The sequence below is a fragment of the Methylobacterium sp. 092160098-2 genome (assembly GCF_028920805.1).
In the GTDB taxonomy this organism is placed as follows: domain Bacteria; phylum Pseudomonadota; class Alphaproteobacteria; order Rhizobiales; family Beijerinckiaceae; genus Methylobacterium; species Methylobacterium fujisawaense.
Genome location: NZ_JAQPZJ010000002.1, coordinates 1,112,988 through 1,137,962, shown reverse-complemented (window position 1 = coordinate 1,137,962; position 24,975 = coordinate 1,112,988). Strand labels below are relative to the sequence as shown.

General features: G+C 70.5%; 23 protein-coding genes. 16 read left to right on the top strand and 7 right to left on the bottom strand.

The window, feature by feature from the left end:
* Positions 1–9 precede the first annotated feature (9 nt).
* The gene (locus tag PQI07_RS30940) at positions 10–1,185 is read right to left on the bottom strand and encodes a cell surface protein (RefSeq protein WP_274928727.1); all 1,176 of its coding nucleotides are present in this window, start codon (positions 1,183–1,185) and stop codon (positions 10–12) included.
* A 295-nt stretch (positions 1,186–1,480) separates the two neighbouring features.
* Here PQI07_RS30940 and PQI07_RS30935 point away from each other — a divergent pair, with 295 nt between their 5' ends.
* The 10 genes from PQI07_RS30935 to PQI07_RS30890 all read left to right on the top strand — a co-directional run bounded on the left by PQI07_RS30935 (position 1,481) and on the right by PQI07_RS30890 (position 10,610).
* Positions 1,481–1,966: a MarR family transcriptional regulator gene (locus tag PQI07_RS30935; protein WP_274928726.1), complete on the top strand. Its 486-nt coding sequence runs from the start codon at positions 1,481–1,483 to the stop codon at positions 1,964–1,966.
* Between the two features lie 53 nt (positions 1,967–2,019).
* Positions 2,020–2,595: a hypothetical protein gene (locus PQI07_RS30930; RefSeq protein ID WP_274928725.1), complete on the top strand. Its 576-nt coding sequence runs from the start codon at positions 2,020–2,022 to the stop codon at positions 2,593–2,595.
* Entirely contained in the window at positions 2,592–4,796 is a 2,205-nt protein-coding gene (locus tag PQI07_RS30925; protein ID WP_274928724.1) for a penicillin-binding protein 1A, read from the top strand. Before PQI07_RS30930 ends, PQI07_RS30925 begins: the two co-directional genes overlap by 4 nt.
* 123 nt (positions 4,797–4,919) lie before the next feature.
* Positions 4,920–5,681: a sigma-70 family RNA polymerase sigma factor gene (locus tag PQI07_RS30920; RefSeq protein WP_274928723.1), complete on the top strand. Its 762-nt coding sequence runs from the start codon at positions 4,920–4,922 to the stop codon at positions 5,679–5,681.
* 107 nt (positions 5,682–5,788) lie between these two features.
* Entirely contained in the window at positions 5,789–6,130 is a 342-nt protein-coding gene (locus tag PQI07_RS30915) for a hypothetical protein (RefSeq protein ID WP_274928722.1), read from the top strand.
* A 56-nt stretch (positions 6,131–6,186) separates the two neighbouring features.
* The gene (locus tag PQI07_RS30910; protein WP_274928721.1) at positions 6,187–6,555 is read left to right on the top strand and encodes a hypothetical protein; all 369 of its coding nucleotides are present in this window, start codon (positions 6,187–6,189) and stop codon (positions 6,553–6,555) included.
* A gap of 31 nt (positions 6,556–6,586) precedes the next feature.
* Positions 6,587–8,038, top strand: coding sequence for a hypothetical protein (locus PQI07_RS30905; RefSeq protein WP_274928720.1), 1,452 nt, complete (start codon positions 6,587–6,589; stop codon positions 8,036–8,038).
* A gap of 7 nt (positions 8,039–8,045) precedes the next feature.
* Complete coding sequence (locus tag PQI07_RS30900; RefSeq protein ID WP_274928719.1) at positions 8,046–8,783, top strand: hypothetical protein; 738 nt, start codon at positions 8,046–8,048, stop codon at positions 8,781–8,783.
* Complete coding sequence (gene dpdA, locus PQI07_RS30895; RefSeq protein ID WP_274928718.1) at positions 8,780–10,138, top strand: tRNA-guanine transglycosylase DpdA; 1,359 nt, start codon at positions 8,780–8,782, stop codon at positions 10,136–10,138. Before PQI07_RS30900 ends, dpdA begins: the two co-directional genes overlap by 4 nt.
* A gap of 85 nt (positions 10,139–10,223) precedes the next feature.
* The gene (locus PQI07_RS30890) at positions 10,224–10,610 is read left to right on the top strand and encodes a hypothetical protein (RefSeq protein WP_274928717.1); all 387 of its coding nucleotides are present in this window, start codon (positions 10,224–10,226) and stop codon (positions 10,608–10,610) included.
* A 77-nt stretch (positions 10,611–10,687) separates the two neighbouring features.
* Here the strand turns inward: PQI07_RS30890 and PQI07_RS30885 are convergent, their stop codons facing one another.
* Positions 10,688–11,170: a hypothetical protein gene (locus PQI07_RS30885; RefSeq protein WP_274928716.1), complete on the bottom strand. Its 483-nt coding sequence runs from the start codon at positions 11,168–11,170 to the stop codon at positions 10,688–10,690.
* 54 nt (positions 11,171–11,224) lie between these two features.
* Positions 11,225–11,722, bottom strand: a complete 498-nt coding sequence (locus PQI07_RS30880) for a hypothetical protein (protein WP_274928715.1) — start codon at positions 11,720–11,722, stop codon at positions 11,225–11,227.
* Between the two features lie 143 nt (positions 11,723–11,865).
* Here PQI07_RS30880 and PQI07_RS30875 point away from each other — a divergent pair, with 143 nt between their 5' ends.
* Positions 11,866–13,251 carry a hypothetical protein gene (locus tag PQI07_RS30875; protein WP_274928714.1) on the top strand — a complete coding sequence of 462 codons (1,386 nt, stop codon included), beginning with the start codon at positions 11,866–11,868 and terminating at the stop codon, positions 13,249–13,251.
* Between the two features lie 72 nt (positions 13,252–13,323).
* On the opposite strand, the gene recD2 is transcribed toward PQI07_RS30875, so the two are convergent.
* Positions 13,324–15,645: an SF1B family DNA helicase RecD2 gene (gene recD2, locus PQI07_RS30870; RefSeq protein WP_274928713.1), complete on the bottom strand. Its 2,322-nt coding sequence runs from the start codon at positions 15,643–15,645 to the stop codon at positions 13,324–13,326.
* A gap of 498 nt (positions 15,646–16,143) precedes the next feature.
* Here recD2 and PQI07_RS30865 point away from each other — a divergent pair, with 498 nt between their 5' ends.
* Together PQI07_RS30865 and PQI07_RS30860 are read left to right on the top strand one after the other, a co-directional pair.
* Positions 16,144–17,169, top strand: a complete 1,026-nt coding sequence (locus PQI07_RS30865) for a hypothetical protein (protein ID WP_274928712.1) — start codon at positions 16,144–16,146, stop codon at positions 17,167–17,169.
* A 29-nt stretch (positions 17,170–17,198) separates the two neighbouring features.
* Positions 17,199–17,861, top strand: a complete 663-nt coding sequence (locus PQI07_RS30860) for a hypothetical protein (RefSeq protein WP_274928711.1) — start codon at positions 17,199–17,201, stop codon at positions 17,859–17,861.
* Between the two features lie 56 nt (positions 17,862–17,917).
* Here the strand turns inward: PQI07_RS30860 and PQI07_RS30855 are convergent, their stop codons facing one another.
* Positions 17,918–18,607, bottom strand: coding sequence for a DsbA family protein (locus PQI07_RS30855; protein WP_274928710.1), 690 nt, complete (start codon positions 18,605–18,607; stop codon positions 17,918–17,920).
* A 231-nt stretch (positions 18,608–18,838) separates the two neighbouring features.
* Here PQI07_RS30855 and PQI07_RS30850 point away from each other — a divergent pair, with 231 nt between their 5' ends.
* Positions 18,839–19,666 (top strand): DnaJ C-terminal domain-containing protein, encoded by an 828-nt coding sequence (locus tag PQI07_RS30850; protein ID WP_274928709.1) that lies wholly within the window; start codon positions 18,839–18,841, stop codon positions 19,664–19,666.
* Positions 19,667–19,670: 4 nt separating this feature from the next.
* Here the strand turns inward: PQI07_RS30850 and PQI07_RS30845 are convergent, their stop codons facing one another.
* Positions 19,671–20,120, bottom strand: a complete 450-nt coding sequence (locus tag PQI07_RS30845; RefSeq protein WP_274928708.1) for a ribbon-helix-helix domain-containing protein — start codon at positions 20,118–20,120, stop codon at positions 19,671–19,673.
* A 156-nt stretch (positions 20,121–20,276) separates the two neighbouring features.
* Between PQI07_RS30845 and PQI07_RS30840 the strand changes: the two genes are divergently transcribed.
* Together PQI07_RS30840 and PQI07_RS30835 are read left to right on the top strand one after the other, a co-directional pair.
* Entirely contained in the window at positions 20,277–22,736 is a 2,460-nt protein-coding gene (locus tag PQI07_RS30840; RefSeq protein ID WP_274928707.1) for a DNA gyrase subunit B, read from the top strand.
* Between the two features lie 176 nt (positions 22,737–22,912).
* On the top strand, positions 22,913–23,761 hold the full coding sequence (locus PQI07_RS30835; protein WP_274928706.1) for a hypothetical protein: 849 nt from the start codon (positions 22,913–22,915) through the stop codon (positions 23,759–23,761).
* Positions 23,762–23,771: 10 nt separating this feature from the next.
* Here PQI07_RS30835 and PQI07_RS30830 read toward each other — a convergent pair whose 3' ends face one another.
* Positions 23,772–24,929, bottom strand: coding sequence for a DNA cytosine methyltransferase (locus PQI07_RS30830; RefSeq protein WP_274928705.1), 1,158 nt, complete (start codon positions 24,927–24,929; stop codon positions 23,772–23,774).
* Positions 24,930–24,975: the final 46 nt, after the last annotated feature.

Sequence of the window (24,975 nt, the reverse complement as noted above, 5' to 3'; positions counted from 1 at the left end):
GATTGGACGTCAGGAAGCCCGGGCGGCCAAGGCGGCGAACCGCCGGCGGCCGGCCTCCACGGCTTCGCGGATCTCGGCCGAATTGCGCGTGGAGAGTTCGCGCTCCTCCGCGATGATGGAGGCCTGCCGTTCCTGGAAGCCCACGATGCTGTCCACGAGCTTGCGCACCGAGTCCGCCTTCGTGGTCGCGCCGTAGCCCGTCCGTAGGCCCTGCTCGAGGATCCTGTCGCCGGTCCCGGCGAGCGCCTCCAGACCCTTGGAGACCCCGGCCTTCATCGCCTCGATCGACTGGGTCGCCTCGTTGAGCCCCTTGAGACCCGTGAACGACACCTTCAGGCCGGTGAGCACGATCTCGTTCGTCGCGAAGAAGGAGACGCCCTGCTTGTAGACGCGGTCCTTCACGTCGGTCGCCTGCCGCGCCCTGGCCATCACGACGTCGGCCGTGTTGACGCCGATCGCGAGATTGTCGGCCAGATCCTTCGCGATCTGATAGGTCTCGTCGGCGGCCTGGAAGGCCGAGAGCCGGCCGTCGCGGTCCATCTCCAGGCGCGCTCTGGCGGCCGCGTCGTCGCCCGAATGCGCCTCCAGCGCAGCCGATGCCGATTTGACGTCGTCCCCGGCTGCGGACAGGGCCTCGTGCGCCTTGTTGGCAACTTCGATCGCGGCGATCTCGGCCTCCTTGAGGGCGACGCGGAAGTCGCCGTAGGCCGCGATGATCGCGCGTTCCCGCTCGACCTGCGTCGCCGCATCCTTCATCACCGCCTTGTAGGTCGCGGAGATCCGGTCGAACCGGTCGGAGATGTCGCCGCGAGTGACCTTCATGATCATCAGCGCGATGCGCTCGGACAGATCGATCCTTCCGTCGGCCAGCTGCTCGGTGAGCATCTTCAGATCGTCGATGATGGAATCGAAGTCGCCCGCGATCCCGCCGAACCGCTCGCCGACGGTCATCTCGGCGATGTGGCCGCGCACCACCTCGTTGAACCAGGACTGCTGCGACAACGTCCGGGCGATCGTCCCGACGCGCACCGGATCCACACCTTCGATCCGCGCGAGCAGGCGGACGACGGGCTGATCGGCCGCCGCGGCCGGAGGAGCGAGGCCGAGATCGCGAAGCACCATGACGGCACGGTCGAGGATCGCGCCGCCGGATGCGGCGGTCGTGGCGGGAAGACGGCTGTCCATCGGGAACTCCGGTTGCGGCCCGAGCGGGTCGGTGCTTCGCGGGCGCCAACAAGGTGGTCATCGCGGGCGCCGTGTCAACATTGGCGGTTCCTTCGATCGGGCGCCCCGCCGCACTTGGTTACCGGCCGCATGGAAGCAGCACGGGATCGATGTCCGCGATCGCTTGCCAGATGCCCGACCCGGCTGCATGTTCGGAAGTCGTTCCTTCGTCGAGCCTTTTCAACGGATGTCGTCCGGAGCTCAGCCAAATGACCGGCTGGACTGGTGCGCCGTCGCAGTCCGGATGGACCGGGCCGTGCGGGCGTTCGAGGATTTCGTGCGCGCCGAGCTCGCCCGGCACCGCGTCGACGGGCTGACGCCCCAGCAGGCGCTGTTCCTCCTGGCCCTCGAGGACCGCCCCCGGCGTCTGGTCGACGTCGTCAAGGCGCAACGCATCGTCGCCTCGAACGCGACCTACCTGGTCAAGAGCCTCGTGCAGACCGGCTTCCTCGAGCGGTATCCCGACCCGGACGATCGACGCACCGCCATCATCGCGCCGACGCCGAAGGCGGTCGCGGCGACCGAACTTCTCCGGAAGGCCCTCGTCCCCTCTCCTACCGAGGTGCATCGACTGCGCACCGCGTCGGCGGCGGCCGGCATGCTCGAGACGGCCTGTTCCGCGGAGACATCCCCGGCACCCCCGGTCGTCGAGGCGGCGCCGGCCGAGCCGCCGGCCCGCCGGGCGATCACCCGCATCCTTCTCCAGCCCCCATTCCGTGCCCAGGGGGGGCACGGCCGCTGAGACGGGTTGCGCCGCCGTTCCTTCCGGGCAATGTCGGAAGGAACGGAGCGACCATGTTCGGCATAGGCTTCCTCAACGAGAGACGGGCGAGACGCGCGGTCTCCGCGGCGAGCGCCGCGATCGCCGACGCCTTCGCCGGCCAGCCGGCGCACGAGCGTGCCGCCATCATGGCGATCTCGAACGCCATCCTCGCCGCAGTCGCGTCCGAGCACGGCGACCTCGTCCTGACGCGGCCGGCGGCACTCAAGCGCGCGACCGCGTCGACGATCCTGGGCGAACTCTCGACGTCGCTCTCCAAGCTCTCCGCCGTTCTCGACGCCCTGTCCGACCGCGACCACGGCGACCCCGTGCTCGACGGCGTCCACCGCCAGATGCGCGCCACCGAACTCGTCGTGGCGACCCTGGGCATCTCACTCGATCCCAAGGCCCGCAGCCCCGTGCTGGAGGCGTGGCGCGCCCTGTACCGGGCCCGACGCCACGCCGGCGAGGCCGTCGCGGCCCTGACCGCGTTCCGGGAGGAGACCGGCACGTCTCCCGTCCCCGAAGGCGTGCCCTCGACCCGCGGCGATCTGCTGGCGCTTGCGACGACGCCGCCGCCGTTCCTGATCCCGAAGGCGCGGTCCGCATGAAGCTTCTCCGGCTCGTCGTCGCGGGCGCGTTGGTCGGGACCGTGTCCGCGGGCGCGGTCGGAGGTGGGTTCGCGCTGGCCCTGGCCAGGCGGGAGATCCCGACGCTGCCCGACCCTTCCCAGCTCAGAACCTACGTCCCGGCACTCGCCTCGGAGATCAGGGCCGGAGACGGCAGTCTGATCGCGCGCGTCGCGGACGAGAACCGCCGCTTCGTGCCGATCGCGGCCATCCCGCCCCTCGTCGTCTCGGCCTTCCTTTCGGCCGAGGACCGCAACTTCCGCCGCCACCACGGCATCGACGTGTCGGCCCTGTTCAGGGCTGCCCTCGTCAAGCTCCGCGGCGGCGCAAGGCAGATCGGCGGATCGACGATCACCCAGCAGGTGGTCAAGAACCTGCTCGTCGGCGACGAGCGGACGATCCGCCGGAAGATCCGGGAGGCCGTCGTCGCGCTGCGGCTCGAACGCGAGGTCGGCAAGGACCGCATCCTGGAGATCTACCTCAACGAGGTCTACCTGGGGTCCGGCGCCTACGGGGTCGCGGCTGCCGCGGACGCGTATTTCGGGAAGCCGCTCGACCGGCTGGACGCCGGCGAGGCCGCTCTCCTCGCGGGCATGCCGAAGGCGCCGACCGCTGCCGACCCGCGCCGGCACCCGGAGCGGGCCCGCGAGCGGCGCGACTACGTCCTGCGCCGCATGGCCGAGGACGGCGCGATCGACGCCGCGACCGCGCGCGCCTTCGCATCGCGTTCGGTCGCGGTCGTCCGTCGGGGTCCCGCCGCCGAGCCGCGGTACGGCTGGTTCGCCTCCGCTGCCAAGCGGTCCCTCTCCGAGCGTCTCGGGCCTTCGGTGGTCGGGCGCGGCGGGCTCCAGGTCCGGACCACGCTCGACCCCTTCCTGCAGGACAAGGCCGAGGAGGTGCTGAGACGGAACCTCGTGCAGATCGATCGCAGGAGCGGATGGAGAGGGGCGGAGGAGCGGCTGAAGCCGCCGTTCGCCGCAGCCTCGATACCGGAGGAGCCCGCGGGCGCCGATCCCTGGCGTTCGGGCGTCGTGGTGGAGGCGGGGCGCTCGGCGCGGATCCTTCTGCGAGACGGACGGTACGTCGACGTCGGCCCGGACGGCTTCGCCTGGACGGGGCGGCGGACCGCCTCGGCCCTGCTCGCGCCCGGCGACGTCGTCCTCGTCGACCCCGGTCCGAAGCCTTCGCTCCAGCAGATGCCGGACGTCGAAGGTTCGATGGCCGTGCTCGACCCGCGGAACGGCGACGTGCTCGCGCTGGTCGGCGGCTGGTCGCGCGCGAGATCGGAGTTCGACCGCGCCAGCCAGGCGCGCAGACAGCCGGGCTCGTCCTTCAAGACCTTCGTCTATCTCGCCGCGGTCGGGATCGGCTTCGACGGATCGTCGCCCGTCCTCGACGTGCCGATCGCCATCGACCAGGGGCCCGGCCGCGGATGGTGGCGTCCCTCGTCCGAGAGCCGCGAGGGCGGGATGGGGCTGATGCCGATGCGGCGGGCCCTCGAGCTGTCGCGGAACATGGCATCGGCCCGCCTGCTCAACGACGTCGGCATGCCCACCGTCGAGACCCTCCTGCGCAAACTCGGCTTCGAGCTGCCCTACCCCATGCCGATGTCGGCGGCGCTCGGCACGGTGGAGACGACCCCGCTGTCGATGGCGGCGGGCTACGCGGCCATCGCGAACGGAGGGGTTGCCGTCAGACCGCGGTTCGTGGCCGCCGTTTCGCGGGATTCCCGGGAGATCGAGCCCGGCGCCTGGAGCGGCACCGGGGAACGCGTGGTCGGAGAGGTCGATGCCGCCATCGTCGCCGACGAGCTCAAGGGCGTGGTGACGCGAGGTACGGCCCGGAGCGCGTTCGCCGGCTTCCCGGACCCGCTCGGCGGCAAGACCGGGACCACCAACGACAACAAGGACGCGTGGTTCGTGGCGGTCGCGCCCAACGTCGTGGTGTCGACCTGGATCGGGCGGGACGACGCGAGGCCTCTGCCGTCCGGCGCATCGGGAGGGCACACGGCGGCGCCGGTGGCGCGTGAATTCCTGGACGCGATCCGCCCCAGGCTGCGGCCCGAACCCTTCCCCCTCCCCGCGGGCGCCCGGACGGAACTCGTCGATCCGGCCACCGGCGAGCCTTCGGCGCGCGGCGTTGAAGTCGTCGTCCGGGACGGTCCCGTTCCTTCCGATGACTGATACCGAAGGCCGGTTCCATTCCGTTGCAGGCCTTCGATTGCGTTTTTCATTCCTTTACCATTGACACGGATCTGCCCTTGGACTCTCCATGGGCCTGCGACTTCCCGTTTGCGAAAGATCGGCATGACACTGACGCACAAGGTCGCGTTCCGCGAGACCATGCTCACTCTGGACGAGGAGAGCGGTCTGGTGGACCGCTACAGGACCGATGGGTGCCGCAAGTCGCTGGACCGTCTCGTCCGAACCCACGCACGCATGGCCTTCTCGGTCGCGAGGCGCTGGTCGAACAACGAGGCCCACATGCAGGATCTCGCCCAGGAGGGCATGATCGGCATCATGAAGGCCGCCGACAAGTTCAACCCCAGCTTCGGCAAGCGCTTCGCCCAGTATTGCCGCTGGTGGATCCTGAGCAGCATCTCGTCGAAGGCCTCCGAGGTCGTCTGCGTCGTGGACATGCCCGACCGAGTCTTCATCGCGCACCGCCGCAAGCGCCTGGAGGGCGACGACGCGGCCATCGTCGGAGCCGCCGTCAACAGCCTGTCGATCTCGGAGCCGCTGAGCGGCGAGGAAGGTTCGGCGACGATCGGCGACACCCTGGTGAGCGAGGAGGCGTCGCCGGAGGCGGAGGCCCTCCGTTCGCAGACGAACCTCTACTTCCGGCAGGCCGTCGAGAAGGCGATGGAAGGCCTCAACGATCGGGAGCGGGAGATCCTGCGCCGCCGCCGTCTGACCGAAACCCAGGAGACCCTGGAGGACATCGCCGCCGGCTTCGACCTCACGCGCGAGCGCATCCGTCAGATCGAGAACGCGGCGATGAGGAAGGTCGAGAGGAACCTCCGCGAGGCCGGCTTCCGCCCGGAGGAGCTGGAGGATCTCGGAGCCTGACCGCGGCGGACGCGCGCCCGGAACTCCCCGAGGCATCCGAAGGAACCGATCGGGAATCGGCCTACCCCGCGAAGACGCGGCGGCATCTGAGCATACGGACGGCGGCCATGACGACGAGCACGGAGCAACCGGTCGACCAGCTGCTCGAGATCCTCTCGACGGCGGGCGGAGCGGTCGGCCTGGGCGTCGAGGATTTCGAGCGCCGCGACGACGGGATCGCGATCCGGCCGGCCGGCATCGTGGTCGAGATCGCCGAGCCCCTGGAGGGCGAGCGGCGCTGGCGGATCGGCTTCTTCTACGAGGTCGCCTCCCTGGGGGCCGAGAAGTCCACGCCCCGGCGCGAGACGCTGCAGGTCGCTCCCTTCGACGATCTGATCGGCGTCGCCAAGCTGGCGCTGGTGGCCGCGTCCGAGAAGATGATCGACAGGGCGATCGACGCACGGGCCTGATTGCGACTTTCAGGGCTCTTCTCCATCCTCGGGGAAGGTCCTCGAAGGTATCGTACATGGCCAGGATTGCAGTCCACGACGACGTTCTCGAAGGACTGATGAAGGCGGCGCAGACCGTGGCCCGCCTTGTCGAGGAAGGGCTGCTGGCAGCCGACTCCGTCGCCGCCACCGTGTCCGCCCGCGCCCTCGAGAGCGTCGGCACGCCCTTTCTGCCGGATGGCCGTCTCGGTCCGGACGCGGAGCGGGCCCTCGTCTGGGTGGGTCGCGATCAGATCGAAGCCCGCATCGCCGGCATTCCGGACGAAGGCGTGGCCGAGATCCTGAACGGCGACTGGAGCGGCATCGGCCAGGAGGCCTTCGACGCCCGCGACGACCTCATCGCTTCGTTCGGCGAGGCGTACGCCCCGCCCTCCCCGACCGTCTGATCCCGCTCCGCTCCGACCTCAGGAGGGTCTCATGGCATCCGCCGCAAGGACACGCCCGGCTCCCACCGGTTCCTTCGACTTCCGGAGCGTCGCCCGCCGGCTCCGGGAGAGCACGATGCTCACCCGCGCCTCCGCGCCGGGCTACGCGTCCTTCGGCGCCCTCGCCGCCGTCGAGCTCGGCGCCGTGACCGGCCTGCGCACGCGCCTCGTGACGGCCGCCCAGACGGCCGCCTTCACCGTCGACGAGGCCCGGACGCGGCTTCGGGACCTCGTGTCCGGCGGCTTCCGGCCGAAGAGCATGAAGGACCTCGACCGGCACCTGGGCGCCAGGAAGCTGAAGGTCGAGATGCGCGCCTACGGGGCGGGCTCGGCCGCGACCTACATCGTCGACCAGGTCACCAAGGGCGCCGTGCCGGCCGCCCAGGTCCATCGGAGCCTGTCCGCGGCCTCCCTCGAGCGTCGCTTCGGAGCCGACGTCGCTCCCCGGGGCATGCGTCCGTCCGAGCGGCCGACTCCGCCCGATCCGAACGTGGTGCGCGTGCGCCGCCTGCTCCACGGAATCCTGCCGCGGACGAAGGACGCCCCTGCGTTCGGCAGCTGGGAGCAGCTGCAGATGTCGCTCCCCGTCCTCACGGACGGTCTCGCCTACACGGTCCAGGGCGGCAAGGGTTACATCGGACGGCCGTTCGCGACCGCCTCGGCGGATCCGGCCGAGAACCGGCGCATCCTGGAGGATGCGCGTCGGCAGGGGCTCAAGCTCATCCTCCCGGCCTCCGAGCGCGAGGACGCGCTCGAGGGGCGTCTGGTGCCGGGGATGCCGGTGCTCGTGGCCGCCGACAGCGTTCCCGCCCGCAAGGTCGATCCGCGCCTCGACCACGACTTCATGGCCGACGCATTCGGCGAGGGGTTCGAGGAGAACGTCCTTTCGATCCGCTCCACCGCGGCCGAACGGGAGATGTTCTCGAACCCGTCCGCCGTCGCCGCGGACCCGTCCTCGAACGTCGTCGACATCGCCCGCTTCCGGGCCGACGAGTTCAGGAACCGCTTCACGCGGCGGCCGGAGCCGGCGGCGGCCGAGGCGTCGGCCGCGCCGAAGCTGTCGGTGCGCACGACCCAGACGCTCGACGGCCGCGAGATCGTCAGCGCCTGGGACGGCGCCAGGAGCCAGGATCTGGGGCCGGCCTCGGCGATGGCTCCGGGGACGTATCTGAAGGAATGCGCCTTCGAGATTCCGCGGGGCTACGTCCGCGTCGACGAGGAGGGCTCGGTCCATCACTTCAGCATGGACATGAAGCCCCACAATCCGAACGGGCCGGCGGTCGTCCACGCCCCCGGATCCGGTCGCGATCCCGAATGGGCGCTCGACGGCGTCATGATCTCCGAGGCGGAATTCCTCGACCGGACCGCCCACGGGCCCGAGGTGCACGCGTCCGAACCGGTCGACCCGGCTCCGGAGGCGATGCGCAGCCGCGCGGTCGGGTGAGGCCGCCTTGCGCATCCTGACGACCTGCTCCGCCGTCAAGAGCGTCGAGCCGCACCCGGACCTGCTCGCGAGAGCGCTGGACCGGGCGCCGCTCGCGGCCGTCTCGGCCCGGTGGAACGACCGGCTGCACGCCGCAACTCCGGCGTGCTGCGCGGCCGCCCTCTACGCCGGACGCGGGTTCGGACATGCGCTCGCGGCCGCGGACGGGTACCCCTGGGTGGCCTCGGCCGGGCTCGGGCTGTTGTCGCCGGACACGCAGGTGCCCTCCTACGGCGCGACCGTGGCGACCGGCCCCGAGGACGACGTCTTCCGTCGCGTCGTCGGGCCGCGCGATCCGGCGGGCTGGTGGCGCGGGCTCCGCAGGTCGCCCTACGCTTCGCCCATCGGCGACCTGTTCGACGGTACAGGCCCCGTCCTGGCCGCGCTGTCGGCCCCCTATCTCGCGATGCTGGCCGACGATCTCGCGGGTCTGCCCCCGACCGATCTGGGCCGGCTGAGGATCTTCACCGCCACGGCCGTCGCCGCAGTCGATCCGCGGCTGCAGGCCCTCGTCATGCCCTGCGACCGGGCCCGCCAGGAGGACGTCGGCGGCTACCGCGGCGTGGTGGCCGACTACGCGCAGCGCGCGCTCCGCCATTTCGCGGAGACGATCCTCCCCTACGCGCCCGACGCCGATGCGGACGAGCACGCCGAGCTGATGGCCGGCCTGCGCCCGGCGGTTGCACCCGGCTTCGCGCCGCGATGAGCCGTTTCCTCTATTCGGACAGCCTCGACATGGTCGACCCGGGCTTCGACTTCGCCCGGGAGAGGTTCACGACGGGTCGGACGGACCCGTTCAACGACGACGTGTTCGCGCACGAGTTCTTCGGAACCGCCCCCTACGACGGCATCCTCCTGTCCTACGCGACCGTCGGCCACCCCGGGGAGCCCTCGGCCGGCGGACGGTACTCCTTCTCCCGCGCCATGCGTCTCCGGCGCGTCGGCGCGAAGCGCTTCTTCCGGTGCGAAGAACGACCTGCCGACTGGATGATGATGGGGGACTGCGGGTCGTTCAGCTACGCCCGCGAGACCGATCCCCGATGGGACGTCGACTCGGTCCTCGAATTCTATCGGGACGCCCAGTTCACGCACGGATGCTCCCTGGATCACATCGTCTTCTCGTTCGACGAGACGGTGTCGGGGCTGTCCGGCGGCACGGACCAGGACCGGTACCGCTTCGACGTGACCCTGGAGAATGCGGAAGCCTTCCTGCGCGGCGCGGCCGATCTGGGCCCGGGCTTCACGCCGATCGGCGTGGTCCAGGGCTGGAGCCCCGACAGCATGGCCGAGGCGGCCAGGCGTCTCGTCGCCATGGGGTACGACTACATCGCGGTCGGCGGCATGGTTCCGCTGAAGGTGCCGCAGATCAAGAGCGCCCTCGCGGCCGTGCGCGAGGCGGCACCCGACGTCGCGATGCATGTGCTGGGCTTCGCGAAGGCCGACAACATCCACGAATTCCAGAGGTTCGGGATCGACAGCTTCGACACGACGAGCCCCTTGCTGCGGGCATTCAAGGACGCCAAGAGCAACTACTATCTCCGGAACCCCGATGGAGGAATGGAATACTTCACCGCCATCCGGATCCCGCAGGCGATCGAGAACCGCGATCTGAACGCGCTCAGTCGGATGGGCGTCACGAACCAGGAGCAGCTGCAGCGCCTGGAGCGCGAGGCGCTTGAGGCCGTCCGCGGCTACGCGCGCCACGAAGTCGGCTTGGAGACGACGCTCGACGCCGTGATGACCTATGCAGCCGCGGGGATCGACGGAAGCGACGCACGCGGGGCCGAGGCGCAGGCCCGGCTGCCCGGAGCCGCCAGCAAGGCCGGGCTGAGGGAGCGGTACGAGCGCACCCTGGCATCCCGTTGCTGGGACCGGTGCGGCTGCAGGGCGTGCGGCGAGATCGGGGTCGAGATCGTGCTGTACCGTGGCCTGCAGCGGAACCGGCGCCGCGGGTATCACAACCTCGCGGAATTCCATTCCCTGGTCCGGGACCTCCGATGCGAGGCCCTGCCGGAGCTGGAACCGGAGCCGGCGGTACCGGCCTACGGGCCGCGCCCCTGACCGCCGCGCCCAGCCTGCCTTAGGGGCATGGGAGAGCCGCTCCACGCCACATGGCATTCGCGGGACGCGTGCCGTAGCCCGGGACATGTCGTTCGATCAGGCCGTCGCCACCCCTCGCAATCCTGCCGCCCGGTGGCACCTTTCCTTCGAGAGCCTCTCACCGCACGCCTCGCCCTGCCGGTATCTCACGCCGACCCGCTGGGCCGCGATGCGGGAGAACTGCCTGGACTTCATCGACCGTTTCGGCGGACAGGCCCACGACCTCGGCTGGACGGCGCGCCAGCTGTTCGGCGTCCATCCGGACCACGGCACCCTCCGCGTGGACTACTGCGGCGCGCTCGTGGTCGGCCTCGGCGCCGTCAGGGGCGTCGAGGCGGAACGGGTCCTGTTCACGAGAACCTCGGCCTACAGGAACAGGCCGGGGCAGGAATGGGGACCGACGATCTGGGAGTTCGCCGCGAAGGCGGGATGAGGATCGACCAGGGAGCCAGTGCGAAGAAGGCGGCCCCGCTCTCGGGACTGGAGCGACCCTCCCCGGGCGGTCGCCGATCAGAAGACCACGGACGTGAAGTTCGAGGTGACCACCCGGCGCGGCGCGAACTGGACGCGATGCTCGGTGGCCCTGCGTTCCAGGACGTCGACCTCCACCGCCATGAAGGTCGCGTACAGGTCGATGACCAATCGCACGAAGACGGGGCCGTGATGGACGCCGGCCTGGAGCTCGCGCCGCCCTTCCGGATCGACCAACTGTGCGAGATGGGCGCACTCGTGAATCACAACCGGCGGCGTCCGACCCCAATCCGCGAATTCGAGGCGGTAGGTGCCGCCGCCGACGACGGCACGGCACGCCAGATCGGTGGACCCGCGATAGCGGATCTCCGGAACGGGCGCGCCGGTGAGGCGGCACAGCTTGTCGACGAGAGCCGCGATGTCGTCGCGGGAGAGGAGGAAGTGCGCGATCGGCTCCACGACTTCCTGCTCGAAACCGTAGACGCGGTGCTGCTGGTAGTCGCGCGGGCGTGGATCCGACATGGGGACCCGAGATCGGGAGCTTGGACGGGCTGGCGAAGGGTGCGGACGCGTGTCTCAGCGCGCCGCGGTATGGGTGGACGGCCTGCCGCAGGCGCGGTCCGCAGCGAGCTTGCTCTCGCGGAAGCCCTGGAGCGAATAGTTGTCGACGATCGTCGTGCCGTCGATGCTCGACGACCATACGACCTTCATCGTGCCCGGACGTGACATGGCGGCGAGCACCTCCTGCTCTGGCTTGCCGGCCCGGACGAAGGCGGCGTTGTTGAAGGGGAGCAGCTCGAAGGATTGGCCCTCGATCTCGATCTTGGCGTTCGAACTGGTGACGTCGGGAAAGCCCGACACCACGCTGACGGCGTCGTAGTTGCGTTCCGCCTTGTTGTGGACCACCGCGATGTACGCGGGGCCTCGGCCCGGAGGGGCGTTCGTCGAGGCTACGGGCTGGGCCTTGACGAAGCAGGTCGATCCCTTCGTACGCGCCTGCCAGTCGCCGGATGCGACGGCCGGCGAGCTGCCTGCAACGGCGGCGATCAGGAGCGCTGCGATGGCGGCACGCATGGCGGATCCGTTCCTTCGTTCCTTCGAAGTTTCAACATGGCGGCAGATTCCGGAAGGCGTCAAGAAGAGCGGGATTCCGCTTTTTCGTGGGTTCCTGGCACTGTCACGGCCAGATGGCGGGGAGCGGAGCCGCGAGGCGTGCGATGAAACTCATACTGACGGTCGACACCTTCAAATCGGGCGAGAAGAACGGCATCGCCTGGGCCTCGGCCAGCGGCATCGACGCCGCCGGCCGCCGCGCCCGCGCGGCTTTCCGCGATCCGCGGGAGGGTGACGGCCGCAAGCGCGCCACCGCGATGATCGACCAGATGGCCCGCACCATTCCCGACGGGCAGGACGTGACCGATATCCGCCCGGTCGTCGAATGCCTCGGCAGCTGGCGGGATCGTCCGCTCTACCGCGAAGGCAAGCCGATCATGAAGGGCGGCGAGCCGGTGAAGGAGCGCTACTTCGAGGTGGCCTCCTTCAACATCCTGTCCGGCCCGGCGCTCGAACTGCGTCGCACGAAGCAGCGCGCCTCCGAGGTGGTGGATGCGGTCGCCGCCGCACTGGAGTCCGGCGACAACGTGAAGGCAGCCGAGACAGCGCTGGAGTTCCTCCGGCTGTTCTCCGGTCGCCCGGCGGACGAGATCGAGGACGTCGATGCCGATGAGCCCGACGAGCCCGTGGCCCACGCGCCGGCCGCGGACGCGGTCGCCGGCGAGCCGGTGGCGGCATCCGAGGTCGACGGCATGGTCGCTCCGATCGAGGCCGTGACCCTCGAAGTCCAGCCCACTTCGGTCGCGCCGACGGCTCCGACGCCGGTCGAGATCGAGGCCGTCGCGCTGCCGACGGAAGCGGTCGCGGATCTCCCCGCCGTCGGGCCGGAAGCGGCCGACGTCGACCAGCCCCCGCCGACCGGGACCTTCCAGGCCGACGTCGCCGACCAGGTGCCGCCCTCGAAGCCGGCCGACGGCGGGGAGGTGGCGAAGCAGGCTGCATCGAGCGACGACTTCGAGAGCCTCGTCGCCGCCGTCGAGGCTGCCCCGCCCGTCCATCCCGAGGCGGCCCCGGAGGTCTCCGCCAAGCCGGCATCCGCCGCCCCCGCGCGACCGGATCTGGGCGGCCGCCCGACGACGGGCGCGCGCCCCGCCCTGCCGCCGCGGCCCGCGATGGGTGGTCTCGTGCGTCCGGGCGGTCCCGTACCGGCCCGTGGAGCCGGGCCCGTCGTCCAGTCCGCTGCGACGTCGCAGCCGGCCCGGACGGGCCAGGCGGCCAATCCGCCGGTGGGCGGCCCGGCACCGAACAGGGGCGCGGCGCCGCAGTCGGCGCCGGCACGCGTTGGCGGGGCTCCGAGCGTTTCCCGTCCGGCCACGCCGCCGCGCCTCGCGCCCTCCTCGGCCGTGGCTCCCCCCGGCGGGACGGGCTACCGGACTCCGGCTCCCGGCGAAGACCCGGAGGCGCTGGCTGCGGCGCTCTCCGCCAGGACGTCGCGTCCGGGCATGCCGCAGTCGCTCCGCCCCGCTCCGGCGCGGCCCGGCACGCGCTGAGACCTGACCGATCGACGTGACCAGGGGAAGCCGGCGCAAGCCGGCTTTTCCTTTTCGTGCCCGCCTTGCCGCTCAGCGCGGCGACGGGCCCGTCATCGGGGCTTCGTCGGGATCGTGGACGGGTGCTTCGGCCGGTGCCGAGAGGCGCAAGGCGAGACCGGTGAACCGGCGCGTGGTGTCCGCCTTGCCGATCGCGGACCGCAGGGCCCGCAAGTCGCCGACGAGATGGCACTCCTGCTTGGCGCGCGTCACCGCCGTGTAAAGCAGATTGCGCGAGAGCATGCTCTGGTGGGAGCTCGGCATCGCGAACAGGACGACCGGAAACTCGCAGCCCTGGCTCTTGTGGACCGTCGTGGCCCACGCGTAGTCGATGTCGTCGGCATCCTCGGCCGTGTAGAAGACCTTGTCGCCCGGATACTCGACCTGGATCGCCGGGACCTTGTCCTTGTCCCCGCGCTTGGTCTCGCCGACCCAGCAGATCCGGCCGACCTCTCCGTTGAAGACCTTCTTCTCGTAGTTGTTGCGCATCTGCATGACGCGGTCGCCGGACGTGAAGAGCCGATGGCCGAGCCTGACGGTGCGCTCGTCCTCCGTCGCCGGGTTGAGCGTCGCCTTCATGATCTCGTTGAGCTTCGCGACGCCGATCTCTCCCTGCCGCATGCCGGCCAGGATCTGGACGTCGCGCGCCACGTCGATGCCCCGCCCGGGCAGATCCCGCGACACGGTCCGGACGAGGTGGTCGGCGATGCCGGAGGCTCCGAAGGCCTCGGTGAAGGAGAAGCCGTCCCCCGGCCGTCCGCCGGCGACCGGCAGCGCGCCGGCGTTGATGTTGTGGGCCGCGGCGACGATGCCGTTGCCGTCCTTCTGCCGATGGACGACGGCGAGGCGGCAGACGGGTACCGCTCCCGACGCGATGAGGTCGCGCAGCACCTGTCCGGGGCCGACCGACGGCAGCTGGTCGACGTCGCCCACGATGGTGATCGCGCTGCCGGTGGCGACGGCTTCGAAGAAGGCCGATGCGAGACGGGTGTCGACCATCGAGAACTCGTCGACGATGATCTGGTCCTCCTCGAGAGGACGGCGCTGGTTGCGGGTGAAGCCGCCGGCCGCGGCCTCCCATTCCAGCATGCGGTGCAGCGTGGAGGTCTTGGCGCCCGTCACGTCCGCCGCGCGCTTCGCCGAGCGGCCGGTGGGTCCGGCGATGGCCACCTTGCGCTCGAGGACCTGCAGCACCTTGAGGATGACCCGCATCGTGGTCGTCTTGCCGGTGCCGGGGCCGCCGGTGATGATGCAGATGCCCTCCGACAGCGCCGCGACGGCGGCATCGCGCTGGCTCGGATCAAGGGAGATGGCGAGATCCCCGGACGCCTCGTCGACGAGGCGCTCGGCCTCGTCCGCCGTGTCGACCGCAGGGCGCGCCTCCGCCATCAGCATCGAGACCCGGTCGGCGATCTCGCGCTCGTCGCGCAGCAGCGGGATCGGATAGATCAGGTTCGTCACCGGATCGTGGGCGTGGGTGCGTCCGTCCGCCACCTCGTCCAGCTCGGCCCGGACGGCGTCGGCCGTGACGCCGATCTCGTCCGACACGATCTCGACGAGCATCGACGGCGGCAGGCCGCAGTGCCCGCCCTCCCGCGTCCGCGTGTCGAGGAAGAAGCGCAGGGCCGCCCGGATGCGCTTGGGGTCCCCGAGCCTGTGGCCGGCGGTGTGCGCGACCTCGTCGGCGGACCGGAAGGCGATGCCCTCGATCGTTTCGGCGAGGATCCAGGGATTGTCCTCGATGATCTGCTTCGACCGGGCGCCGAACTGCTTGATGATCTTCTTGATCGTAAGAGGCCCGACGCCGAAGCGCCCGAGCCAAGCCACGAGCTCGGCCTGTCCGGCGTTCGACGCCCAGGCTTCGGCGATCGCGTTCGCCTTCTCCCGGGGGACGAACTTGGCCAACGCCTCGGCGTCGCCCACCACGTTCTCCAGATCCTCGCCGAACGCCTCGGCGAGCTTGTTCGCCGTGGCGGGACCCACTCCCTTGACGCTCTGGTTGCGGAGCCAGCTCACGATGCCCTTCGCCCCCTTCGGCAGCACGGGGGTCATCACGGCCGCACGGAAGGTCGGTTGGTTCCTGTACATGCCCCACTTGCCGTGGAGCACGACCTGTTCCTTCGGCTTCGGCCTCGTCGTGGGATGCGTGGTCGAGAACTTGAACTCCTCGCCGGCCGCGTTCTTCGCGAGATAGACGTAGTAGCTCCGGTCCGGGCTCTCGTGGACCTCGCGCACGATCCGGACCGTCATCTCGACGGTTTCGGCCGCGGGGGCCGCCCGCGAGGCCGTGTCGGAAGGCGGCTCGGCAGTTCGGCCGCCGGCCGCCGGGGGGCGGACCAGGACCTGCGGGGTCATGGGACGTGCGGACGGAGCCGGAGCCGGAGTCGCGACCGGCGTCGCCGGAACCTGGGGAGTCGAGGTCGGAGCCTGGTGAGCGGCTGCCGAAGCCTGGGGAGCCTGCATTCTGACCGCGGTCGGAGGGGCCACGATCCTGGGAGGGCCGGGCGGAAGCCGGCGCGTCGGCGTGGACGCCACGTGGCCGAACAGATCGCCGAACGGAGCCGGTCCAACCGGCTGCGGCGCCCGATCGGGGGCGGCCGGGGAAGCGTGCGAAGGAACGTGTGCGGAGACGGCGACGGCGGGGGACGTCTGCGCGCGCGGCGGCGCTGCGACGGGAGCCGGCGGCCTTCGCAGCATCAGGACGCGGGGCAGCGCCTTCGCCTTCGTCTCGTCCAACGGCATCCGGTCTCCTCGATTCCTTCGTAGACGGCTTCCCCGCACGGGAAAAGTCCCTCCTGTTGACGAAGGAACGGAAAAACCAGAAGGTCTGGTTGCATCTCCGGAAGGCACGTCATGCTCAAAAGGGTGGGATACCTGCTTTTGCTGTTGGCGTTCTGCCGCGGCGACGCCGCGGCGGCTGCCGCGACTTGCGAGCCCGGCCCCTATCTCAAGGGGGTTCCGTTCCTTGCCGAGCAGATGACGTCCGCCGCGGGGCCGGACGGCACCGTGATCTACAGACACAAGGAGGACCCGCGCATCGAGGTCGCGTTCGCGACGACGTCGAGCGAGCCGGTGTCGGCCACGACCCGGCTGGGCTTCGCGGCCGAGATCTCCCGGCGGATGGCGCCCGAGGAGGCCGCGACACGGTCCCGCGGCGGTCAGATGCTCGTGGCCGCGATCCCGTTCTCGCCCGTCGCCTACCGGGTCGTGCGCCGCGCGGATCCGGAGATCGGATCCGATCTGATCGCCGGCAGGCTGGTCGTCTACGTGAACGCGGGGTGCGAACTGGTCGCCACCTACGCCGCGCCCGACGCCATGGTCCTGCGGGCCCGGTTCGGCGAGGTCGTCGGAGCCATCGACGCCGTGCGCGACGCGGTCGGCCGCATGGCGCCGTCGATCCAGCTGCGCGACGAGAACAACGCGCCTCGAGGCGGGCTGGCCTACCTGGTCGGCATCGGCCTGCCGGCCGTCGCGGCGATCATCCTCTCCTTCCTGCTCAACCGGTCGGTGGCCAAGGGAAGACCGGGAGCCCTGTCGAAGGCGGCGATGATCTTCGTGGCCGCCGCCTCGGGCATGGTCATGCTCGGCTCCGCGTACGCGGGCTTTCCTCCCGCGCTGCCGCCGGAGATCGGGGCTCTGATCCTGATCGTCGCCGCGAGCGCGGTCCTGACGTCCTTCATCCCCTCGGGGGTGCCGCTGCGGTTCGCCATCGCATTCGGTTGCGCGGCCGGCTTCGCCATCGTCGGGTACGCGGTGCTGGGCTGGGTCTCCGAACCCTACGGGATCGCCCTCGCGGGCGCCTGCATCTGTCTCGGTTCGATCCTCGCCGCGCTGTGGTGGACCCGGGCGACCGGCCGGTTCATGAGGCCCCTGCGCTGACCTCCCGCCGACCGCCGAGCGCGCGGCCCGTGGACGGGCGGACGACGGGCGGCGCGGCCGCTCCGGGCATTCCGGCGGCTGCCGCCGGCGAGATGATCGCGCGGTTCCTCGCTTCGCCCGAAATGCAGGCCCGCAGGGCGGCGCGGGAGCAGGAGCGTTCCCTCCGGCGCGCCGCAGCCATCGCCGAGTACGGATCCGAGGAGGTGGTCTGGCGCCCCTGCCGGGCGGAGGCGGCCCTCGAGGCGGCCTGCCGGCCGCTGATCGTGCTCAAGCCGATCCTGGGCGACGATCTCGTCACTCTGATGGGGTGGGACGGCGGCCGGTACCGGCTGATGCCGCCGGAGGTGCGCGGGGTCGTATCGGCAGCCTGTCCGGTTCCGGCCACCGTGCGAGAGGCCTGGAGGGAGCACGGCCATTGGGAGAAGCGTCGCGAGGACCGCCGCGCGTTCTTCGAGGATTTCGACGACGATGCCTGGGTGAAGGCCCGCGTCGCCCTGCTGGAGCATCTCCTCGACGGCCTTCCCGCCGGATCTCTCAACGACGTCAGGGCGCGGATGGACTGGGTGGAGCATCTCAACGGGATCGGGTTTGCCCGCGGCAATCCCGAGGATGGCGAGCTCCTAGCCACGCTCCGCGCAGACATCGAGAGGATGGGCGCTCTGATCAGGGGCTTCGCGGCCGAACGCGGCTGAGGCCGGACGGCCGGGGATGAGGCCGGGGACGGCCGGGGACGGCGCGGACCCGTCCGTCAGCTACCGCCGGCCAGACGCTTCGCGGCTGCCCGCACGGCCTCGACGCCGACGTCCTCGGTGAGGATCTCCATGCGGCCGTCCCGCACGACGGCGAGCGCCGGGAGACTGCGGATGCCGAGCCGGGCGGCGTCGCTCCTGGCTCGCTTGAGCAGCGACAGTGCGAACGGCCTGTTCTCCTCTCGGCCGAAGGGGAGTCCGCGGCCGGCGAGGAGGGCCTGCCGCCATTCGTCGTAGCGGCCGGTGCTCTTGAAGGCATCCAGAGCCGCGACCGAGATCGTCACGCCCTCGCTGGTGAGCGGCATGTCCCGATGCACGACGCGGATCTCGCCCGATTTCGCCAGATCGTCCAGGGCACGGCCGGCGACCCTGCAGGGTGCGCAGGTGTAGTCGACGAATTCGACGACCGTCGTGGGAGCGTCGGGCCGCCCGGTCGCGGGCGCGTCGTCCGGAACGATGCCGAGGCCGGCGTCGGCCCTCTCCGCGCGACGGAACCGCAGCAGCGTCTCGACCAGGATCTCCGGATCCGCGCGCAGCCGGGCCACGAGCTCGTCGACGATGGCGGCCCGATCGGCACGCGAAAGGCGCGGCGCCGCATCCGCTGCAGGGTTGAGTGCTCCGTCCGCAGCCGTGCATACGCCGGTCGCCGATAGCAGGAGCGCGGCCGCGCAGAGGTGTCGTGCAAACATCTTGGTCGGACGGCTCGAAGGATCGAAGCGACATCCTTTCCTTCGCCGCGCGGCGCGTCAATCCTTCGCCACCTCCGTGGTTACCCGCCGACAGCCGCGCCACGACGCAAGGACCGGTGGACCGGCCTCCGCAGCGGACCGCAGGAACCCGCTTCGCGCCTTGCGTCTTGCGGCATCGTGGACTGAGATCTCGCCTTCGGGAGGACGCGAGGTTCTCCGAAAGGGTCGGCCATGACGATGGAAGGCGTTGCGGGCAATCCCTGGGCGGTCCTGGGCGTACCGTTCGGATCCTCCCGCGAGGTTTCGCGCGCGGCCTACCGCCGCCTCGCGATGGACCTGCATCCCGACCGCAATCCGGGCGACGAGAAGTCGGCCGCGGCGCGCCTCGTCGTCCTGAACGAGGCCTGGGCGGAGATCTCCAGCGCTCCGAAGCCGGTCCGGCCGACCAGCCCCTTCGCGGCGGCCTTCGAGGACCTGGTCCGGGAATCCGAGGATTTCGAGGCCGCGCTTCGGCCCGGCACCCCCGAGCGCGGCTCAGACGCCGAGGCCGTCGTCCATCTCGGCTTCGCCGAGTCCCTCTCGGACCGGCAGCACACCATCACGGCGCGCACCTCCGACGGGCGCGTGCGGACCACGACCGTGGTCATTCCCGGTGGGGTGGCGGACGGTGAAGTGATCGTCTTCCGCGGGTTGGGCGAACCCGGGAAGGCCGGTGGCCGCCGTGGAGATCTCAAGCTGAAGGTCGCCGTCGAGCCGGGCACAGGCTTCGAGCTCAGGGGCCTGGACGTGCACCGCGAGGTCAAGCTTCCTGTCTGGGACGCCGCGCTCGGATGCGAGATCCCCGTGCCGCTGCCGCGCGGGGGCACCCGGCACCTTCGGCTGCCGGCCGGATCCGCCGCGACGGTCGAGTGCCGGCTCGCGGGAGAAGGGGTGGCGACGGGCGCGGCCAGAGGAGACTACGTCGTGCTGGTCTCGGTGCAGGTTCCGGACGCCGTCGCCGACCCGAAGCTCTCGAAGCTGTTCGCCGCGATGAGGCCCGGGCGGCTCGTGGCGGCCTGAGCCGTCAGGCGGCGGAGGGATCGAGGGCCGCGGGCGTCTCGATCTGCAGGGTCGGGTCGGCGAGGAGGCGCCTCGCGCCCTCCTCGCCGATGGCCTGGACCGACGTTCCGCGCTCGACCGCGAAACTCAGTGCCGCGTCGACGATCGAGCCCTCGAACCAGCCCGCGAGACCGTTCAGGCCCCTGCGGGACGGACGCGTGTCGTCGCCTCCCCGAGGCTTCGCGCGGCGCATGGACCGGACGAACATCCGGCGGTGCTCGACGACGAAGAGCGGCGGGTGGCCGAGCGGCTGCAGGCCTTCGTTGATGCAGGCGGCGAGCACCTCCTGCATGGTCCGCTCCTCGTCGCGGGCGCGCGCCCTCAGCCGTCCCAGAACGTCCGGGTCGAGGAAGACGACGATCTGCTTCTTCCCGGCGCGGCTGGCTGGCCGGCCGAATCCGGGCGGTGTGCGCACCTGTCCGAGCTCCTTGCGTCGGATCAGATTGACCGGATCGCCCCGGCGGGCAAGCCGTTCCTTCGTCTTGCCACCCGGGATTTCCTGGTCCATTCCTTTGACAGGTACCTGCGCCCGCCTCGATGGCCGCGCCGTGCACGAACGCGAAGGATCGTCATGCAGTCCGCAGACATGCCCGTGGCCACAGAGGCGGCCGTCTACGACGCCAGCTCAATCCAGGTGCTGGAGGGGCTCGAGGCCGTGAAGAAGCGGCCCGGCATGTACATCGGCGACACGAACGACGGCAGCGGCTTCCATCACATGATCTGGGAGGTCGTCGACAACGGCATCGACGAGTGCCTCGCCGGGCACGCGGACCGCGTGACCGTCACGCTGAATGCGGACGGCTCCGTCACCGTGATCGACAACGGGCGCGGCATCCCGGTGGATCCGCATCCGAAGTACCCCGGCAAGTCGGCCGCCGAGATCATCATGACGGTGCTGCACGCCGGCGGTAAGTTCGACCAGAACTCCTACAAGGTCTCCGGCGGTCTGCACGGCGTCGGCGTCTCGGTCGTCAACGCCCTCTCGTCGCTGCTCGAGCTGACGATCTGGCGCGGCGGCCGCGAGTTCCGGATGGCCTTCGAGCACGGCGACCCGGTCGGCCCCCTGCGGGAGGTCGGCGACGCCAAGGGCCGCCGCGGCACCTCGGTGACCTTCACGCCTTCGCTCCGCACATTCTCGGGCGTCGTCGAGTTCAGCGCCGACCGCATCGAGCGCCGGCTGCGCGAGCTCGCCTTCCTGAACTCGGGCGTTCGGATCATCTTCCACGACCGGCGCGTCAAGGACGTCGATCCGATCGAGATGATGTACGAGGGCGGCGTCGGCGAGTACGTCGGCTACATCGACCGGACCGCCGGGCGCGACCGCGTGATCGCGCGCCCGATCGTGATCCGTGCCGAGCGCACGGTGGAGTACGAGGGCAGCACGATCCCGATCGGGGTCGAGGTGGCCATGCAGTGGAACGACTCCGAGACCGATTCGGTCCTGGCGTTCACGAACAACATCCCGCAGAGCGACGGCGGCACCCACGTCCAGGGCTTCAAGCAGGCCCTGACCCGCTCCTTCATGAGCTACATCGAGCGCAACCCGCCGAAGACGAAGACCGTCGTATCGGGGGACGATCTCCGCGAGGGCCTGACGGCGATCGTCTCGGTGAAGCTGCCGGATCCGAAGTTCTCCGCGCAGACGAAGTCGAAGCTCGTCTCGGGCGAGGTCCTCGGTCCGGTCCAGTCGCTCGTCGGCGAGGCGCTCGGCACGTGGCTGGACGAGAATCCGGGCGACGTGAAGAAGGTCCTGGAGAAGGCGGTCGAGGCGGCCGCGGCGCGCGAGGCCGCCAAGAAGGCGCGGGAGATGACCCGCCGCAAATCCGTCATGGACGACGTCAACTCGCTGCCGGGCAAGCTCGCCGACTGCCGCGAGCGCGATCCGGCCAAGTCCGAGATCCTGATCGTCGAGGGCGACTCCGCCGGCGGCTCGGCCAAGCAGGGCCGGAACAGCGAGTTCCAGGCGGTCCTGCCGCTCCGCGGCAAGATCCTGAACACGGAGCGGGCCCGGATCGACAAGGTCATGAAGAACCCGGCCGTCGGAACGCTGATCAAGGCGCTCGGCTGCGGCATCGGCAAGGACAACCACAATCCCGACAAGGTGCGCTACCACCGCATCATCATCATGACCGACGCCGACGTCGACGGCGCCCACATCCGCACGCTGCTGCTCGCATTCTTCTTCAGGCGGATGCCGGAGCTGGTCCGGCGCGGCTACGTGTACAAGGCCGAGCCGCCGCTCTACTCGATCGAGAAGAAGGGGCGGAAGACCTTCCTCCACGACGATGCGGCTCTGGATCGCGAGCTCGTCCGGCTGGGGACCGAAGGCCTGGAGTACCGTCGTCCCGACGGATCGATCATCGCCGGCGACGAGCTCGCCGCGGCCGCCCTCCAGGCCAAGGCCGACGGCCACCTGTTCTCCGCCCTCGACACCGACGTGGGCTTCGCTCCTCTCAGCGACATGATCGCCATCTCGGGCGCGCTGACACCCGGGCACTGGGAGGACGAGAACGCCATGGCGGCCACCGGCGAGGAGATCTGCGCCCGCATGCCGGAGTCGGTCCCCGGCTCGCGCTGGTCGTGCGATATCGACCCGGCCGGCATACGCTTCCGCTGGATCCTCAAGGGCGTCTCGTACGAGCGCGCGGTGCCGAAGGAGCTGGCGGAGGGTGCCGTGGCCCACACGCTGCTGCGCCGGCACGATCAGATCGCCAGGTCCTACGGGACCCGGGGCGTGGTCTCGGACGCCGGCGGCGAGCGGCCGGTGCGCGGTCCTTCGGATCTCTACGGCCTCGTGCGCGAACGGGGCGCCAAGGGCATCACGATCGGTCGCTACAAGGGTCTCGGCGAGATGACCTCGAAGCAGCTGTGGGAGACCACCCTCGACCCCAGCGTCCGTTCCATCGTGCAGATCCGGGTCGAGGATGCCGAGGCTGCGAGCGTGAAGGTCGACCAGCTGATGGGCACCAAGCCCGAGACCCGCAAGCAGATGCTGGAGACCCGCGGCCACCTCGCCGACATCGACGCGTGAGGCCGGCCCGCGAGCGCGGCATTCTCGCAACGGCGGAAACCGCCATTTAACCCCGACGACCCTCCGACGGCCCGGCACGCCGGGCCGTTGTTGCTTAGGCCATCTCCTTCGGATAGGCCGGAACGGCGGTCGAAGGCAGTCGGCGAAAGCACGGCTGGGGCGCCCGGGAGTGCAGATTGTCCACGGTTTCGATCGGTCAGCAGGTCAAGGACTGGTACGGCGCAACCATCGCCAAGGTGGCCACGCACGAGACCGTCCGGGCGCTCGCGAGCCAATGGCAGCATATCCGCGACGAGCGCGAGCCGCTGCTGGAGGACTTCTGGCACAAGCCGCAGTCGGGCATCGCCGACCACGCCATCGTCCTTCAGAAGGGACGGAAGGACTACACCTACTTCCATCACGGGAAGGCGCTCCAGGAGAAGATCGGCTTCGGGATGCAGGGCAAGACCCTGTCCGAGCTGCGCACCCCGATCCAGCGGCGCATGCGCGAAGTCTTCGACCGGTGCACCGCCGAGGACGTGCCCTCCTACTTCCAGTGCTTCGACGAGTACGAGGCCGCCGGCACGCTGTGGGGCTATCTCTGCCTGCCGGTCCGGACCTCGAGCGACATCGAGACCATGTCGCTCGTGATCTACTGCCACTTCATCGAGGACAAGCCGTCGATCTTCCGCTCCCTGTTCGACCGGTCGAGCAGCGCCGTCATCGTGGCCGAGCCCATCCCGAACCAGTTCGGGCAGATCGAGAACGCCTGGATCGTATCTCGCAACGAGCGGGGCGACCGGTACTGCCGCAACGCGGCGACCGACTCGTACGAGGTCCTGCTGCGTGGCACCCACCTCTTCAGCATTCCCCACGTCTGGGAGGCCGTGGTGGAGGCGGCGCCCCGGGGCGTGAGCCACATCACGATCCAGCCGCGAGAGCCGACCAAGCCGTCGCTCCAGGTGACCGTCGAGATGATCGACGAACGGATCGTGCTGCGGATCACCGAGTCGGATCGCGCGCCCCGGATGCTGTCCCTGGACTGACCCTTGGCCCTCACGCCGCGAGGTCGAACAGATCGGCCTCGGCCCCGCTGGCCCGCTCCGCGGTCAGCAGATGCGCACGGACGGCATCCAGGAAGCCGGGCGCGAAGTTCATGCGGCCCCGATCGGCCCTGGCCAGGAAGCCTCGCGTCGCGCGCGCCGAAAGCGGCTGGGCGTCGCCGATGAAGGCCGCGATCGGAAGCCTGTCCCGCCAGAACGGCAGCGTCCCGATCTCCACGCGTCTGCGTGCGGCGCCCGGCCCGCCCCTCGCGGCCCTGGGCCACGTCCGGATCGGTCCGTCCATGCAGTGTTCCCGGACGTCCTCAAGCCGCCCGTGGCAGGCCAGCCGCGCGCCGATCCACTCGGCGACCGGGAGCGCGACGGCGTTGCCGACGATGCGCCACCGGGCTCCGTCGCCGCCGGCCGGCTCCGTCGCTCCCGTCGCCATGCCCTGGAGCCGCTCCGCGTCACCGAGGGCGATCCGCACCAGCCGGCCGTCGGGGAGCAGGACCGCCGGTCCCGACGGGATGCCCTTCGCGGATCCGCCCTGGATCGGCGGCGTGCAGTGGGGAGCCCAGCCGAGGCCCGAGGCTCCCCGCGTCCAGTAGAAGCCGACCGCGTCGCGTCCCAGGGCGAACGGCACCGACGGGTCGGCCGCCTCGTCGGCGAAAAGGATCTCCGCCGGGTCCAGGATTCGCGATGCGAGCATGAAGAAGCGCTCCCGGCGCTGCGGCAGCGCGGCCCGGGCATCCACGATCCTGTAGGCCCAGCGGTAGCCGCGGTCCTCGAACGCCCTCGCCAGGGTCTCCACCCAGCGTCCGCCATGGAGGCGCACGATGTTGGCGACGTTCTCCAGCAGGACCGTGGGCATCGGAGAGGCGTCGATCAGCCGGAAGATCTCGCGCACCAGCCCCGACCGCGCTCCGTCGAAGCCCTCCTTCGGACCCGACAGACTCACGTCCTGGCAGGGAAATCCGGCCGACAGCAGATCCGCCTGCGGCAGGTGGCGCATCAGGGAGACGTCGCGCTCGATGGCGACGCCGGGGAACCTGGCCGAGAGGACGCGGCGCGCGGGCTCGGCGATCTCGCACAGCAGCTCGCATGCATGGCCGCTTCGCTCGAGGCCGGCCTCGAGCGAGCCCGACCCGGCGAACAATCCCACAGTCCGCATGTGCTGGTTCCTTCCGTGGAAACCTTGTCACCCAAGCGCGGCAGGC

Coding starts and splice junctions, on each gene's coding strand:
- PQI07_RS30875 (WP_274928714.1), top strand. CDS start 11,866: ATGAAACTCATACTGACGGTCGACACCTTCAAATCGGGCGAGAAGAAC.
- dpdA (WP_274928718.1), top strand. CDS start 8,780: ATGAGCCGTTTCCTCTATTCGGACAGCCTCGACATGGTCGACCCGGGC.
- recD2 (WP_274928713.1), bottom strand. CDS start 15,645: ATGACCCCGCAGGTCCTGGTCCGCCCCCCGGCGGCCGGCGGCCGAACT.
- PQI07_RS30885 (WP_274928716.1), bottom strand. CDS start 11,170: ATGTCGGATCCACGCCCGCGCGACTACCAGCAGCACCGCGTCTACGGT.
- PQI07_RS30840 (WP_274928707.1), top strand. CDS start 20,277: ATGCAGTCCGCAGACATGCCCGTGGCCACAGAGGCGGCCGTCTACGAC.
- PQI07_RS30910 (WP_274928721.1), top strand. CDS start 6,187: ATGGCCAGGATTGCAGTCCACGACGACGTTCTCGAAGGACTGATGAAG.
- PQI07_RS30850 (WP_274928709.1), top strand. CDS start 18,839: ATGACGATGGAAGGCGTTGCGGGCAATCCCTGGGCGGTCCTGGGCGTA.
- PQI07_RS30930 (WP_274928725.1), top strand. CDS start 2,020: ATGTTCGGCATAGGCTTCCTCAACGAGAGACGGGCGAGACGCGCGGTC.
- PQI07_RS30865 (WP_274928712.1), top strand. CDS start 16,144: ATGCTCAAAAGGGTGGGATACCTGCTTTTGCTGTTGGCGTTCTGCCGC.
- PQI07_RS30915 (WP_274928722.1), top strand. CDS start 5,789: ATGACGACGAGCACGGAGCAACCGGTCGACCAGCTGCTCGAGATCCTC.
- PQI07_RS30925 (WP_274928724.1), top strand. CDS start 2,592: ATGAAGCTTCTCCGGCTCGTCGTCGCGGGCGCGTTGGTCGGGACCGTG.
- PQI07_RS30830 (WP_274928705.1), bottom strand. CDS start 24,929: ATGCGGACTGTGGGATTGTTCGCCGGGTCGGGCTCGCTCGAGGCCGGC.
- PQI07_RS30880 (WP_274928715.1), bottom strand. CDS start 11,722: ATGCGTGCCGCCATCGCAGCGCTCCTGATCGCCGCCGTTGCAGGCAGC.
- PQI07_RS30940 (WP_274928727.1), bottom strand. CDS start 1,185: ATGGACAGCCGTCTTCCCGCCACGACCGCCGCATCCGGCGGCGCGATC.
- PQI07_RS30905 (WP_274928720.1), top strand. CDS start 6,587: ATGGCATCCGCCGCAAGGACACGCCCGGCTCCCACCGGTTCCTTCGAC.
- PQI07_RS30855 (WP_274928710.1), bottom strand. CDS start 18,607: ATGTTTGCACGACACCTCTGCGCGGCCGCGCTCCTGCTATCGGCGACC.
- PQI07_RS30920 (WP_274928723.1), top strand. CDS start 4,920: ATGACACTGACGCACAAGGTCGCGTTCCGCGAGACCATGCTCACTCTG.
- PQI07_RS30890 (WP_274928717.1), top strand. CDS start 10,224: ATGTCGTTCGATCAGGCCGTCGCCACCCCTCGCAATCCTGCCGCCCGG.